The organism is Aeromonas simiae, assembly GCF_000820125.1.
Lineage (GTDB): Bacteria > Pseudomonadota > Gammaproteobacteria > Enterobacterales > Aeromonadaceae > Aeromonas > Aeromonas simiae.
In genome coordinates, this window is the sequence record NZ_CDBY01000061.1 from 116,316 (window position 1) to 130,923 (window position 14,608).

The 14,608-nt window shown below is 60.5% G+C and carries 12 protein-coding genes; 5 read left to right on the forward strand and 7 right to left on the reverse strand.

Going from position 1 to position 14,608, the window contains the following annotated elements; translation table 11 throughout:
- The 4 genes from recF (at window position 1) to BN1134_RS12995 (ending at window position 4,757) form a co-directional block, all read left to right on the forward strand.
- Entirely contained in the window at window positions 1-1,104 is a 1,104-nt protein-coding gene (recF, locus tag BN1134_RS12980) for a DNA replication/repair protein RecF (protein ID WP_042047705.1), read from the forward strand.
- Entirely contained in the window at window positions 1,097-3,511 is a 2,415-nt protein-coding gene (gene gyrB / locus BN1134_RS12985; RefSeq protein ID WP_042047706.1) for a DNA topoisomerase (ATP-hydrolyzing) subunit B, read from the forward strand. The genes recF and gyrB overlap by 8 nt, the downstream gene beginning before the upstream one ends.
- 311 nt (window positions 3,512-3,822) lie before the next feature.
- Complete coding sequence (locus BN1134_RS12990; RefSeq protein WP_042047708.1) at window positions 3,823-4,236, forward strand: Hsp20 family protein; 414 nt, start codon at window positions 3,823-3,825, stop codon at window positions 4,234-4,236.
- 77 nt (window positions 4,237-4,313) lie between these two features.
- Entirely contained in the window at window positions 4,314-4,757 is a 444-nt protein-coding gene (locus tag BN1134_RS12995) for an Hsp20 family protein (protein WP_042047711.1), read from the forward strand.
- A 50-nt stretch (window positions 4,758-4,807) separates the two neighbouring features.
- Here BN1134_RS12995 and BN1134_RS13000 read toward each other — a convergent pair whose 3' ends face one another.
- Window positions 4,808-6,058, reverse strand: a complete 1,251-nt coding sequence (locus BN1134_RS13000) for a valine--pyruvate transaminase (protein WP_042047713.1) — start codon at window positions 6,056-6,058, stop codon at window positions 4,808-4,810.
- Between the two features lie 283 nt (window positions 6,059-6,341).
- Here BN1134_RS13000 and BN1134_RS13005 point away from each other — a divergent pair, with 283 nt between their 5' ends.
- Complete coding sequence (locus BN1134_RS13005; RefSeq protein WP_042047714.1) at window positions 6,342-6,569, forward strand: hypothetical protein; 228 nt, start codon at window positions 6,342-6,344, stop codon at window positions 6,567-6,569.
- Between the two features lie 57 nt (window positions 6,570-6,626).
- On the opposite strand, the gene BN1134_RS13010 is transcribed toward BN1134_RS13005, so the two are convergent.
- The 6 genes from BN1134_RS13010 to BN1134_RS20195 form a co-directional block, all read right to left on the reverse strand.
- Complete coding sequence (locus BN1134_RS13010) at window positions 6,627-7,310, reverse strand: response regulator (protein WP_042047715.1); 684 nt, start codon at window positions 7,308-7,310, stop codon at window positions 6,627-6,629.
- Window positions 7,310-9,898 carry a sensor histidine kinase gene (locus BN1134_RS13015; RefSeq protein ID WP_042047717.1) on the reverse strand — a complete coding sequence of 863 codons (2,589 nt, stop codon included), beginning with the start codon at window positions 9,896-9,898 and terminating at the stop codon, window positions 7,310-7,312. The genes BN1134_RS13010 and BN1134_RS13015 overlap by 1 nt, the downstream gene beginning before the upstream one ends.
- Window positions 9,891-10,412 carry a potassium-transporting ATPase subunit C gene (locus BN1134_RS13020; protein ID WP_042047718.1) on the reverse strand — a complete coding sequence of 174 codons (522 nt, stop codon included), beginning with the start codon at window positions 10,410-10,412 and terminating at the stop codon, window positions 9,891-9,893. The genes BN1134_RS13015 and BN1134_RS13020 overlap by 8 nt, the downstream gene beginning before the upstream one ends.
- A 12-nt stretch (window positions 10,413-10,424) precedes the next feature.
- The gene (kdpB, locus tag BN1134_RS13025; RefSeq protein WP_415857804.1) at window positions 10,425-12,488 is read right to left on the reverse strand and encodes a potassium-transporting ATPase subunit KdpB; all 2,064 of its coding nucleotides are present in this window, start codon (window positions 12,486-12,488) and stop codon (window positions 10,425-10,427) included.
- Window positions 12,485-14,161, reverse strand: coding sequence for a potassium-transporting ATPase subunit KdpA (kdpA, locus tag BN1134_RS13030; protein WP_042047720.1), 1,677 nt, complete (start codon window positions 14,159-14,161; stop codon window positions 12,485-12,487). The genes kdpB and kdpA overlap by 4 nt, the downstream gene beginning before the upstream one ends.
- A 124-nt stretch (window positions 14,162-14,285) precedes the next feature.
- The coding region (locus tag BN1134_RS20195) for a hypothetical protein (RefSeq protein WP_232300648.1) at window positions 14,286-14,608 on the reverse strand (323 nt) is incomplete at its 5' end.

Genomic DNA, 14,608 nt, shown 5'->3' on the forward strand with positions numbered 1-14,608 from the left:
GTGACCCTGCTCCGACTGCAGCTCAGCCAGTTTCGTAATATCGAGCAGGCGAGCCTGGAGCTGTCGCCCGGCCTCAATGTGTTGGTCGGGCGCAACGGCAGTGGCAAGACCAGCGTGCTGGAGGCCATTCATTATCTGGGGTTGGGCCGCTCGTTTCGTACCCATCTCACCGGGCGGGTGATCCGCCAGGGTGAGAAGGCCTTTACCCTGTTTGCTCGCATGGAGCAGGAGGGGCGAGCCGTGCCGGTGGGCCTCGCCAAGGAGAAGAGTGGCGAGACCCAGCTCCGCATCGATGGGGCGCCGGCCAAGGCGCTGGCCGAACTGGCCGAGCTGATGCCGGTACAGTTGATCCACCCCGATGGCTTCAACCTGTTGACTGGCGGGCCGCAGCCACGGCGGGCTTGGCTCGATTGGGGGCTGTTCCACAGTGAACCGGGGTTTCTGGCGCTGTGGGGAAGGGTGAAACGGTTGCTGAAACAGCGTAACGCCCTGCTGCGCACCGTGACCCAGTATCGTCAATTGGCGTTCTGGGATCAGGAACTGACCCGGCTCGGTAATGAATTGGCCCAGTTGCGCGCCAATTACTGTCAGGCCATTTCTCCTCTCATCAAGGAGATGACGGCCGATTTCTTGCCCGAATTTGAGATCAGTCTCGGTTTCTACCGGGGCTGGGAGAAGGATACGCCGCTGGACGAGTTGCTGGTGGCGGGATTTGAGCGGGACAAATCGCTGGGTTACACCGGCGTCGGTCCCCAGAAGGCGGATGTTCGCCTCAAGGCCAACGGTGTGCCTGCCCAGGATATTCTCTCCCGGGGTCAGCTCAAGCTGCTGGTATGTGCTATGCGGCTGGCCCAGGGACTGTTTCTGCGCGAGCATGGCGGTCGTGGCTGCATTTTTTTAATTGACGATTTTGCCTCGGAGCTGGATGTCGAGAAGCGTCGCCTACTGGCGGCCCGGCTGAGGGAGTGTGCCTCCCAGGTGTTCATCACCGCCATCGATATTGAGCAGCTGGTGGACATGATGGACGCCGGCGAGTGCAAGTTGTTCCACGTGGAACAAGGCAAGATCTCCGAACCCAAGAAGGCAGAGACAAGCTATGAGTGAGAACAGTTACGACTCCTCGAGTATCAAGGTACTGAAGGGCCTGGATGCGGTCCGCAAGCGCCCGGGGATGTATATCGGCGACACGGACGACGGCTCGGGCCTGCACCACATGGTGTTCGAAGTAGTCGACAACTCCATCGATGAAGCACTGGCTGGCTACTGCAGTGAGATTCAGGTCAAGATCCACTCCGACGGCTCGGTCTCGGTGCGCGACAACGGTCGTGGCATCCCGGTCGATATCCATCCGGAAGAGGGGCGTTCCGCCGCTGAAGTCATCATGACGGTGCTGCACGCCGGCGGTAAGTTCGACGATAACTCCTACAAGGTCTCCGGTGGTCTGCACGGTGTGGGTGTCTCCGTGGTGAACGCGCTGTCCGATACCCTCAAGCTGACCATTCGTCGTCAGGGTCATGTCTACGAGCAGACCTACAAGCTGGGTGAGCCGCAGGCGCCGCTCAAGCAGATCGGCGATGCCACCACCACCGGTACTGAAGTGCGCTTCTGGCCGAGCCCGACCATCTTCAGCGACACCCTGTTCCACTACGAGACCCTGGCCAAGCGCCTGCGCGAGCTCTCCTTCCTTAACTCTGGCGTCTCCATCGTGCTCAGCGACGAGCGTGATGGCCGCGAGATTAATTTCTGCTACGAAGGGGGCATCAAGGCCTTCGTCGAGTATCTGAACCAGAGCAAGACCCCGATCCATCCCAAGGTGTTCCATTTCTCCACCGAGCAGGATGGCATCGGTGTTGAAGTCGCCATGCAGTGGAACGATGGCTATCAGGAAGGGGTGTACTGCTTTACCAACAACATCCCACAGCGGGATGGTGGTACCCACCTGGTAGGGTTCCGTACCGCTCTGACTCGTACCCTCAACACCTACATGGACAAAGAGGACTACAGCAAGAAGGCCAAGATGTCTGCCGCCAGCGGTGATGACGTGCGTGAAGGCCTGATTGCGGTGATCTCGGTTAAGGTGCCGGATCCCAAGTTCTCCTCCCAGACCAAGGACAAGCTGGTCTCCTCCGAGGTGAAGACTGCCGTAGAGCAGGCGATGGGCGAGAAGATGGCCGAGTTCCTGCTGGAGAACCCGAGCGACGCCAAGATCGTGGTCAACAAGATCATCGATGCGGCCCGCGCTCGTGAGGCGGCCCGCAAGGCTCGCGAAATGACCCGCCGCAAGGGGGCTCTCGACATCGCAGGGCTGCCCGGCAAGCTGGCCGACTGCCAGGAGAAAGACCCGGCGCTCTCTGAACTCTACATAGTGGAGGGTGACTCTGCGGGCGGTTCCGCCAAGCAGGGCCGCAACCGTAAGAACCAGGCTATTCTGCCGCTCAAAGGCAAGATCCTGAACGTAGAGAAGGCGCGTTTCGACAAGATGATCTCCTCTCAGGAGGTCGGTACCCTGATCACCGCGCTGGGTTGTGGCATCGGCCGGGACGAGTACAACCCGGACAAGATGCGTTACCACAATGTCATCATCATGACCGATGCGGACGTCGACGGTGCCCACATTCGTACTCTGCTGCTCACCTTCTTCTACCGCCAGATGCCGGAAATCATCGAGCGTGGTTATGTCTACATCGCCCAGCCGCCACTCTACAAGGTGAAGAAGGGGAAACAGGAGCAATACCTCAAAGACGAGGATGCGCTGCTGCAATACCAGACCACCATGGCACTGGAAGATGCCAGCCTGCACGTCAACGAGTCGGCTCCGGCCATCGCCGGTGCGGCACTCGAGCGTCTGGTGAACCAGTATCGCAGTGTCATCAGCCTGATTGGCCGCATGTCCCGCCGGGCCCCTGAGTTGGTGCTGAACCAACTGATCTACCATCCGGCGCTGGTCGATGAGTTGCTGACCGACGAATCTGCGCTCAAGGCCTGGTGTGATGGGGTCAATGCCGTGCTCAACGAGGGCACCAGCGGCATACAGTACAACCTGAGCCCGCAGCGTGATGAGGAGCGTAGCCTCTTCATTCCGGTCGCTCAGGTTCGTCAGCACGGTATCGAGCGTGAATACCCGCTCAGCCACGACTTCCTGCAATCTCCCGAGTACCAGCAACTGGTGGCCTTGGGGGGTGAGATTGCCAACCTCATCGAGGAAGGTGGTTTTGTGAAGCGTGGTGAGAAGGTTAAGCCGGTAGACAGCTTCGTTGAAGGGGTCGAGTGGCTGATGAATGAAGGCAAGCGTGGCATCTACATCCAGCGTTATAAGGGACTGGGTGAGATGAACCCGGAGCAGCTGTGGGAGACCACCATGGATCCGGACACTCGTCGTATGCTGCGCGTCACCATTGAGGATGCGGTTGGTGCAGACCAGCTCTTCTCTACCCTGATGGGCGATGCGGTTGAGCCGCGTCGTGACTTTATCGAGACCAACGCCCTGCGCGTGGCCAACCTCGACGTCTGATCGCTCTGTCGACATGAAAAAGCCGCTCCTTGTGAGCGGCTTTTTGTTTTGTGGCGCGCAGATATTGCTCCACGTGAAACACATCATCCAGGGCCATCGTCACATCTAGGAGAGAGGCAGAGACAACCCGTTGTATGCACCTGCCATAGAGATCACTGCCTGAATATCCGCATTATTGGGTCGCCCCCTTGAAAGGGAAATTCGAGCCCCTATATAGGTAACAAGGCCGGAATGCTCAACAGAGGTTTCGACCACAGGGCCCGTCGATTATGAGGGCAAACATTCGTTATCGCTCAAAAGAGGGTAATTTAATGCGTAACTTCGATTTTTCTCCGCTCTATCGCTCTGCCATCGGTTTTGACCGTCTCGCCAATCTGATCGAATCGGCTGCTAACAACGGTAACGGTGGTTATCCCCCCTACAACATCGAGCAACTCGGTGAGCATGACTATCGCATCACCATGGCGGTGGCTGGTTTTACCCAAGAAGAGCTCGAGATCGGTTTTCAAGAAAACCTGCTGACCGTGAAGGGGAGCAAGCAGGCTGATCCAGAGCGCAACTACCTCTATCAAGGGATCGCTGAACGTGGTTTCGAGCGTCGTTTCCAACTGGCTGACTACGTGCGCGTTCAGGGGGCGGATCTCAAGAATGGCCTGCTGCACATCGAGCTGGTACGCGAGCTGCCTGAGGCGATGAAGCCGCGCCGGATTGAAATCAACGGCTGAGCCTCTTTTTCCCAACGGAACGTGACCGGGTGCTTCGGGCCCGACAACTTATCTATTGCTTGAATGAGGATAGAGACATGCGAATCGACTTTTCTTCTTTGTATCCCAACGTGGTGGGTTTCGAGCGGATGGCCCGCGAGCTGGAGGGGCTGTTCGAGCAGAAGAGCGCCAGCTGGCCACCTTACAACATCGAGAAGCTGGAGCAGGATCGCTACCTGATCACCCTGGCGGTGGCCGGTTTTGAGCGTGATGAACTGATCCTGGAGACTGAGCTGGGCACCCTGAAGATCAAGGGACAGAAACATCCGCAGGAAGGGGAACGCACCTTCCTCCATCAGGGAATTGCTGAGCGGGACTTCGAGCTCTCGTTCAAGCTGAGCCAGCATGTCGAGGTGCAGGGGGCAAGACTCGAGCACGGCCTGTTGCAGATAGAGCTGGCCCGTGAGTTGCCTGAGCCACTGAAGCCGCGTCAGATTGCCATTGGCAATGCTGAAACCTTGGCACTGCCATCAGCCAAATAACCGGTCGGTACGAAGAGAAAAAGGCCTGCGATTGCAGGCCTTTTGCGTATTTAGCTGGCGTAGAGGTGGTTGATCTCTTCGGCCAGGATGGCGATGCCGCGGCGCACCAGATCTTCGCTCTGGGCATAGTTGAGACGGATGCACTCCTGACTGTGACGCCAATTGGGATCGTCGATGCCGGGGAAGAAGTAGTGGCCGGGGACGATCAGCAGGTTCTTGTCCTTGAGGCGCTGATAGAGGTCGGCACAGTGGATTGGCAATCCCTCAAACCAGAGCCAGAGGAACAGCGCGCCTTCCGGCTTGTGGATGTGGAAGCGTGGGTCGGGAATGGCCTCACGCAGCAGGCGTACTGCCAGCTCGGCCCGCTCCCGATAGAAGGGCTTCACCACCTCTTCGCTCAGGCGAATGATTTCACCGCTTTCAATCATAGGAATGGTCATGGCTGGCCCCAGTCCGCCCGGAGCAAGATTGATGATGCCACTCAGGTTGGTGATGGCCTCAATGATCGGCTCCTGGGCGATGACGATACCGCAGCGGGTGCCTGGCAGCCCTAACTTGGAGAGGCTCATGCACAGAATGGTGTTCTCGTTCCAGAACGGTTTCACCTCGCTGAAGATGATACCGGGAAAGGGGACGCCATAGGCGTTGTCGATGAGCAGTGGGATACCCTTGGCGCGGGCGATCTGATCGAGGTGCTCGATCTCCTCATCAGTCAGCACATTGCCAGTCGGGTTGGTCGGACGGGAAACACAGATGACGCCAATATCATCGTTCACCTCGAGCTGCTCGAAATCGACGTGGTACTTAAACTGGCCATCCGGCAGTTTCTCGATCGTTGGCTTGTAGGCGACAAAGTGATCATCACTGAGGGCCGAGTCGGCGTAGCCGATATATTCCGGGGCCAGCGGGAACAGCACCTTCTTTTTTCGGCCGTCCGGGAAGTCACCGGCCAACAGGTTAAAGAGATAGAAGAAGGCATTCTGACTGCCGTTGGTCAGGGCTATGTTACGGGCACTGATATCCCAGCCCAGTTCACGATGCAACAGGTCGGCCAATGCCTGAATGAAGCGATCTTTGCCCTGAGGGCCATCATAGTTGGCCATGGCCTTGACCAGTTCGCCGTTGTCGAGCAGGGCCTGTGCCTGCTGCTGGAACTGCTCCAGCATGGCGGGGATCGGGGCCGGGTTTCCGCCACCCAGCATGATGGCGTTAGGGTTGGTTAATCCCTGGTTGAGGTCATCCATCAGCTGGGTAATACCGGCGTGGCGAGTGAATTTTTCGCCGAAAATTGAGAAGTCCATGTGGTGCTCTGTCCTGTGTTCCACTGCAATCGTTTGTTATAGACAGTCCACCTTAACGCACCGCTAAAGGTGGTGTCGACGGGAAAAATGCGACGTTCCACGTGGAACAGGGCGAGTCATCCCACTTCAGGTAAGAAATGCCACGTTGTGGTTAAAAATACACCTTTGTTGTCGTTTTATTTCCTAGGTTTATTAAATATCCAATGAAAATCAATTGGTTATATCTTGGCACAAGAATTGGAACGGGTGCAGAGGAGAAACTCATACCACTGGAGAGCGCAATATGAAAAGCCTGTTCCCCGCCTTGCTGCTGTGCCTGTCTACCCTTGCTGTTGCCCATCAGGAGCAGGAGCCTCCTGCGCTGGATCTCGTCCGCTTGCAGCAGGAAGTGACCCAAGAGGTTGGCGATGCCAGTGCTGCGGTTGTGGCCGATGCACTGGAGAACCTACGTCAGCCTGATATCAGCATCATGGTGACGAAGAGCCGTGCCGAAGCCGAACCCCGAGGTTGAGGTGCGTTTCTCACCTGTTTGCGGTCATGAGGGGGTCATCGTGTTCCACGTGAAACGTTACTGGCCGATGAAGCGATAACCGATGCCCGTTTCTGTCTCGATGAGGTGGGGAGCCTGGGGGTTGTCCCCCAGCTTTTTACGCAGGCTGGCCACCACGATGCGCAGATAGTGGGTGTCCTCTTTGTGGCTCGGGCCCCAGATATCGTTGAGCAGTTGGGTTTGCAGCACCAGTTTGCCGGGGTGGCAGACTAGCGCTTGCAACAGCGCAAACTCCTTGCGCGAGAGCGTCACATCCTCCCCATGCAGGGTCACCTTGTGATTCGTGGCGTCGATGCTGAGCCCACAGCCGGCAAAGGCGCGGCAGTCGCTCTGGGTTGTGCCGACTCGCTGGCGCAGCAGTACCCGGATGCGTGCCATCATCTCCTGAATACCGAACGGTTTGCTCATGTAGTCGTTGGCCCCGGCGTCCAGCAGACGCACCTTCTCCCGCTCTGAGTCCCGCGCCGAGAGCACCAGCACCGGCAGTTGATGATGCTCACGAATCCGCTCGAGCACCTGGATGCCGTCGCCGTCCGGCAGGCCGAGATCGAGGATCACCAGGTCGGGGTGAAGGTGGCGGTATTGGGTCATCCCTTCATCGACGCTGACCGCCTCGCTCACCTGGTGGCCTTCGGCGGTCAGGCTGATGCGCAGAAAGCGGCGGATGGGGAGTTCATCATCGATGATCAGGATATGGGCCATCATGTCTCCGGTGAGTTGAGCGCCAGGGGTAGGGTGATGCGCATGCAGGTACCGATGCGGTTCGGCCCGGGGAAGGCCCAGATCCGTCCGCCGTGGGCCTCAATCATAGCGCGGGAAATGGCGAGGCCAAGCCCGGTTCCACGGCTGCCGCAGTCGCCGACCGGTTGGGTGTAGAAGAGATTGAAGATCTTGTCCCGGTCTGACTCGGCGATACCGACCCCGATATCGATGATGTCGATGATGAGGTCGGGCGAGGCTAGCATCACCTTGAGTTCGATGGGCGTGCCTACCGGTGAGTAGCGGGAGGCGTTGTCGAGGATGTTGACCAGCACCTGCTCGAGCAGGGCGCCGTGCACATAGAGCTGGGGAACGTGCTGATCGATGTGTATCAGCAGCTTGTGTTGGCGCCATGAGGCCTCGAGCCGGTGGCGGGCGCTCTCGACCAGATCCTCGATGGCCACCCAGTCCCGCTTGAGCTGGAAGTCGGGCGAGCCGATGCGGGTCATGTCGAGCAGGTTCTGCACATAACCGTGCAGGCGGCTGGCCTCCTCCTGTACCGACTGCAACAGTTCGGTCCGCTCCTCAGGCGTAATTCTTTCTCCGTATTCCAGCAGTGTGCTGCCGGCCCCCATGATGGTGGAGAGCGGGGTTTTGAGATCATGAGAAACCGAGGAGAGCAGGGCGGCGCGCATCCGATCTGTTTCGGCCTGCAATTGGCTGTCGGCGAGGCGCTCATCGAGATCGATCCGCGCCAGCGCCGCGCGCATGTCAGCCAGCAGGGCCTGTAGCTGACGTTCGGCCCCTGCCGAGAGGGGCTTGCTCAGATAGATGCCCAGCACCAGTTCGTCGGTGAGGGGATGGTACTGGGATTCGGCCGCATTGAGGGTGGCGGTGTGGGCGCCGGCGTTCTGCTTTTGGGCCAGGCACCAGTCGATGGCCGCCTTGTCGGTCTGCCCCGGCGGTGGAAGGGCGCTACCACTGTGCTCCTGATACTCCTGATCGAGCACCCTTATTTTAGCTCCGAGCGCTCTGGTGATCGCCTTGCTGCCCTGGCGCAGCACCTCTTCACGGGTGTTGGCCTTGGTGAGTGCCTGGCTCAGTGAGAGCAGGGCATTACCCAGATGCTGGCTCTCGCGCAGGCTGATGAGTTGCTGGCGCTGGCGCGAGGCGAGGCGGCCTGCCGTCATGCCGACGATAAGCAGCACCAGCAGGGTCAGCAGATCGCTGTGGTTGTCCACCGTGAGGGAGAAGAGCGGATGGACGAACAGCAGGTTGTGGGCGGCAAAGCCGAGCAGGGCTGCCATGGTGGCGGGCAGCAGGCTGGTGCTGAGGGCTGTGGTCATCACTCCCAGCACGAAGATCAGCGGCATCGAGCTGGGGGGGAGCCACTCCGAGAGCAACCAGGAGCCGGCCGAGGTGATGCCCATGATACCGAGGGAGAGCAGGTACTCGTGTGGTTTGCCTGGCTGGGTGTCAAACCGGTGGAGGGAGGGGCGGTGATGCTCGAGATCGACCAGTGTCACCTCCAGCCCCTGGGCGGCGCGGATCAGGTGCTGTACCAGGGAGGGACGCCACGGAATCTTGTGGGGCTTGCCGAGCAACAGTTGCGACACCTGTTGCTGCTCGGCCGTCTCGAGCAGGGCATCGGCGACCGATGGGCTGGAGAGGGTGAGCACCTTGGCGCCAAGCTGGGAGGCCAGTGTCAGCGCCTGCTCGGTCTCGGTCGATGTCTCCCCCCGGGTATCGACGTGAACGACCAGCCAGGGCAGCTGGCGACGCTGGGCGAAGCGGTGCCCATGGCGCACCAGCGCGGCGCCCTGCTCATCACCGAGACAGACCATCAGCTTGCCGCGCAGGGGCAGGGTGGTCTTGCCGGCCGCCTGCCATTGCAGCTGTAAGTCGCCCTCCACGTGGCTGGCGGCTGTCTGCATCGCCAGCTCGCGTAGGGCGGTGAGGTTATTGAGTGAGAAGAAAGATTGCAGGGCGGCCCGCGCCTGATGGGGCACATAGACCTTTCCCTCGCGCAGCCGCTCGAGCAGCTCCTTGGGGGGCAGGTCAATCAGCACCAGGCTGTCGGCATCGAGCAGTACCTGGTCGGGCAGGGTCTCGCGCACCCGAACGCCGGTCAGTTGCCACACCAGATCGTTGAGGCTCTCCAGGTGCTGCACATTGAGGGTGGTATAGACATCGATGCCGGCTGCCAGCAGCTCCTGCACATCCTGCCAGCGCTTTTCGTGGCGGCAGCCGGGGGCATTGGAGTGAGCCAGCTCATCCACCACCGCCAGTGCCGGTTTGCGAGCCAGCAGGCCATCGAGATCCATCTCCTCAAGACGCTGGCCGCGATGATAGACCGGCATGCGTGGCTGCATCGGCAGTTTGTCGAGCAGGGCCAGCGTCTCGCGCCGGCCGTGGGTCTCGACCACCCCGATGAGCAGGTCGACCTCTTCCCTGGCCTGTTCCCGCACCGCTTGCAGCATGGCGTAGGTCTTGCCTACGCCAGGGGCGGCCCCGAGAAAGATCTTCAGCTTACCCTTCTGTTCGTTCTCCAGACTCGCCAGCAGGGCATCGGCCCGCACATCATCACGCATGGTGATCCTTATCGAGGAGCAGGTTCAGCTCCAGCACATTGATGACAGACGGCCCCAGAATACCAGCTTCCTGCCGCGATCGAACCCAGGCCGCCAGTCGATCCGGCTGCATGCCGCGGGCCTTGGCCACCCGTTCGACCTGCTCTAGCACGGCGGCCAGCGGCAGGTGCGGATCGAGCCCGGAAGCGGAGCGAGTCAGCAGGGTGGCGTCGTGGAAGCCAGCGTTAGCCTGGCGCTCGGCAAAGGCGCGCCGCTCGGGGGCGCTCATGCCCAGGTTGCTGGCGCTGCCGCCGAGGGGGGCAAAGTCGCTGGCCGAGGGGCGGGAGGTGAAGTATTTCGCCTCATGAAAGGGCTGGGCCAGCAGGGCGCTGCCGATCAGTCGCCCCTCGGCGTTGTGCAACTGGCTGCCGTTGGCTTGCCAGGGAAAGAGCCACTGGGCCAGGCCCGTCACGGCGAGGGGATAACCGACTCCGAGCAGCAGGGTCAGGGCCAGCAGGGTGCGAATGGCGATCATGGTCTCTCTTCCTTATACCAGCCCGAGGCCGGTCACTATCACATCGAGAAGCTTGATCCCGACGAAGGGGACGATGAGCCCCCCCACGCCGTAGATGAGCAGGTTGCGGCGCAGCAGCTCGGCGGCGGAGCCCTTGAGACTGACTCCCCGCAGGGCCAGCGGCACCAGCGCCACGATCACCAGAGCGTTGAAGATGATGGCTGACAGGATGGCACTCTCGGGGCTGTGCAGTTGCATCAGGTTCAGCACACCGAGCTGCGGGTAGGCGGCCACAAACAGGGCCGGCAGGATGGCAAAATACTTGGCCAGGTCGTTGGCGATCGAGAAGGTGGTGAGGGCGCCACGGGTCACCAGCAGCTGTTTGCCCACTTGCACCACATCCAGCAGCTTGGTCGGGTTGGAGTCAAGATCGACCAGGTTGCCCGCCTCCTTGGCGGCCTGGGTGCCCTCATTCATGGCCAACCCGACGTCGGCCTGGGCCAGGGCCGGGGCATCATTGGCCCCGTCGCCACACATGGCGACCAGCCGGCCATCGCCTTGCTCCTGACGGATATAGGCCAGCTTCTTCTCCGGGGTGGCTTCGGCGATGAAGTCATCGACCCCGGCCTCGGCCGCAATGGCGGCGGCAGTGAGGGGGTTGTCGCCGGTGATCATCACGGTGCGGATGCCGAGGTGGCGCAACATCTGAAAGCGCGCCTTGATGCCGGGCTTGATGATGTCCTTGAGATAGACGGCGCCGAGTAGCTTATCCTGGCTACAGACCAGCAGCGGTGTTCCCCCCTGGCGGGCAATACGCTCGACGGCGTGGCGCAGGGGTTCGGGCATCTGCTCGCGGCGGATGGCGAGGAAGGTCAGCACTGCGTCGACGGCGCCCTTGCGGTAGCGGTGGCCATCACGATCCAGGCCGCTCAGACGGGTCTCGGCGCTGAAGGGGATCACCTTGTCATGCGCTTGCAGCTCGGGGGCGGGCTGGCTCTTGGCTCCCAGCGTCAGGATGGATTTCCCTTCCGGCGTGCTATCGCCGAGTGAGGCCAGCATGGCGGCCTGTCCCAGCAGAGCGGCATCCACTCCGGGAGCCGGGATCAGCTCGTCAGCCATGCGGTTGCCGAAGGTGATGGTGCCGGTCTTGTCGAGCAGCAGGGTGCGTACGTCCCCCGCCGCCTCCACCGCCCGGCCGGATTTCGCGATGACGTTGAGCTTGACCAGCCGATCCATCCCAGCGATACCGATGGCCGAGAGCAAACCACCGATGGTGGTCGGGATCAGGGTGATGAAGAGGGCAATGAGGTAGAGGCGCGGCACCTGGGTCTGGTTGTAGCCGAGAAACAGGGGCAGAGTGGCCACCACCAGTAGGAAGATGAGGGTCAAACCGACCAGCAGGGCGGTGAGTGCCTGCTCGTTCGGCGTTTTCTGCCGCTTGGCACCCTCGACCAGAGCAATCATCCGATCCAGGGTGCTCTCACCGGGATTGGCACTGACGCAGATCCAGATCTGATCCGAGACCACCTGGGTATTACCGGTCACCCCACTCTTGTCGGTACCTGACTCCCGGATCACCGGGGCGGATTCACCTGTGATGGCCGCTTCGTTCACCGAGGCGATGCCTTGTATCACCTCACCGTCGGCGGGGATCGTCTCACCGGCGCACACCAGTACCAGGTCACCCTTACGCAGCTCGGTGGCTGCGACCCACTCGCCGATGCGGTCGTCGAGTGCCGCCACCCGGCGTGCCTGCAACTGGTTCATCCCCGCCTTGAGGCTGTCGGCTCGCGCCTTGCCACGCCCTTCGGCCAGGGTCTCGGCAAAATTGGCAAACCACAGCGTCAACCACAGCCAGGTGGTCAGCTGCCAGGCCAGGCTCGGTGCCACGCCAGACAAGGTTCGGCCGAGCAGGGATTCGAGCGTTGCCATGACGGCACACAGCCACAGAGTGAAGAGGATCGGGCTGCCCCATAGCGCACGTGGATTGAAGCGACGCACGGCCTCGATAGCCGCGGTCAGTAGCAGGGGATTGTGGCGACCTAGTTGGCCTTTCTTGTGGCCGCCGGTCGAGGTCATTGAGGTACTCATGATCAGAGTGCTCCCAGCATCAGGTGTTCGGCGATAGGTCCCAGTGCCAGTACCGGCAGGAAGGAGAGGCCACCGATCAGCAGGATGGTGATGATCAGCAAGGTAATGAAGAGCGGGCCACTGAGCGGGAAGTCACTGTCGCTAACCTCCTGTCTGGGAGCTCGCGCCAGCTGTCCGGCAATGGCCAGCACCGGCACGATATAGCCGAAGCGGCCGAGCAACATGGTCAGCCCGATGAAGATGCACTGCCCGCTGTCGGCGGCGGCGAAACCGGCAAAAGCTGAGCCGTTGTTACCAGCCCCCGAGGCATAGGCATAGATGAGTCGCGCCAAGCCGTGTGGGCCAGGGTGACCGATGACGGTGGCGGCATTGGGTAGCAACAGCGTTAGGCCGCCGAGTACCAGCACACCGACCGGCATCACCAGCATGCTGGCCACCACCCACTTCATTTCAGCAATGCCGAGGCGCTTGCCAAGATAGGTAGGGGTACGCCCGACCATCAGGCCACACAAAAACACGGTGAGCAGCACGAACAGCAGCATGCCGTAGATGCCGGCACCGACACCGCCGAAGATCACTTCACCGAGCAGCATGTTGAACATGGCCACCATGCCGCCAAGGGGGGTGAGGCTGTCGTGCATGGCATTGACCGAACCGTTGGAGGCCGAGGTGGTGGCCACTGCCCAGATTGAAGAGAGGATGGGGCCAAAGCGGCTCTCTTTCCCCTCCCAGTTACCGGCTTGAGTGGTCAGTTGATGCAAGTTGGGGTCGACGGCCAGCTCCTGGCCCAGGGTGATGCACAGCCCGGTCAAAAACAGCAGGGTCATGGTGATCACGATGGCGCGGCTGTGGGCCATGTCTTTCACATAGCGACCCAGCGTGAAGACCATAGCGGCGGCGAGGCTTAGCAGGGCCACCATCTCCAGCCAGTTGCTGAGCGCGGTCGGGTTTTCAAACGGATGGGCCGAGTTGATGCCGAAGAAGCCACCACCGTTGGAGCCCAGCTGCTTGATGGCGATCTGAGAGGCCGCAGGGCCGAGCGGCAGAACCTGCTCATTGCCTTCAACGCCGATGAAAGAGAGGTAGTGGCTCAGGCTCTGGGGTACCCCTTGCCACACCAGCAGCAGGGCCATGATCAACGCCATCGGCAGCAGGATATAGAGATTGAAACGCACCAAATCGACCCAGAAGTTGCCGAGGCTGGTGGTCTGCTGGCGCGCAATACCGCGAAACAGGGCGACCGCGACGGCGGCTCCGGTGGCAGCCGAGGCGAAGTTCTGGGTCGTTAATCCCACCATCTGACTGAAATAGGAGAGGGAGGTCTCTCCTGAATAGGCCTGCCAGTTGGTGTTGGTCATGAAACTGACGGCCGTATTAAAGGCCAGCGACCAGTTCAGGCCTGGCAGCTGCTCCGGATTGAATGGCAGGGCCCCTTGAGCGATGAGAATGATGAACAGTAAAAGGAAACCGGCCAGATTGAACGCAAGCAGGCTCTGCAGGTAGCCTCGCCAATGCTGCTCGCGCCCGTCGCTTCCACATATAAACAGAGTGAGGCGCTCGATGGGGCCAAGCCAGTGGGTCTTGCCCTCGAATACGTTATAGATATAGCGGCCGAGCAGTGGCGCCGGCAGTAGGATCAGCAGCAGGTAGGTTAGGGGGTAGAGATAGGTTTGCCACATGGTTTGTGTTCCTTCACTCGTGCGAACGTGCCAGGGCACGCGTCAGGTAAACGGTGAGGGCAATCACCAGCAACAGATAAAGCCAGCTCATAGTGACTCCGTGATTGGATTGGTCGGCGAGATCCTAGATAAGAGGGGCGTAAAGTCGCCATAAAGGTGCAGGTGACTGGCGTAAAATCGGCGTAAAAACGCGGTGCAGCAAAGAGGGAATGGCTCGGATTAACGCTGGGCTTGTGGATAATTGTGTGTGTAAGTTGTGTGTTTGTTCGGGGTTTAGGCGAACGGTGCAAAAGTCTGGTTTTTTCTCGGTTTTTCCCTTGCCAGCTGGCGGTGGATCTCTATAATGCGCCCTCACCAGCACGGCGGATGACGCCAGAGGGTCAGTGAGTTGGGTTTTGAACCAGCCCGCTGCGAAAGAAAAGCCGCTACGGCGCTTGACTTTCGAAA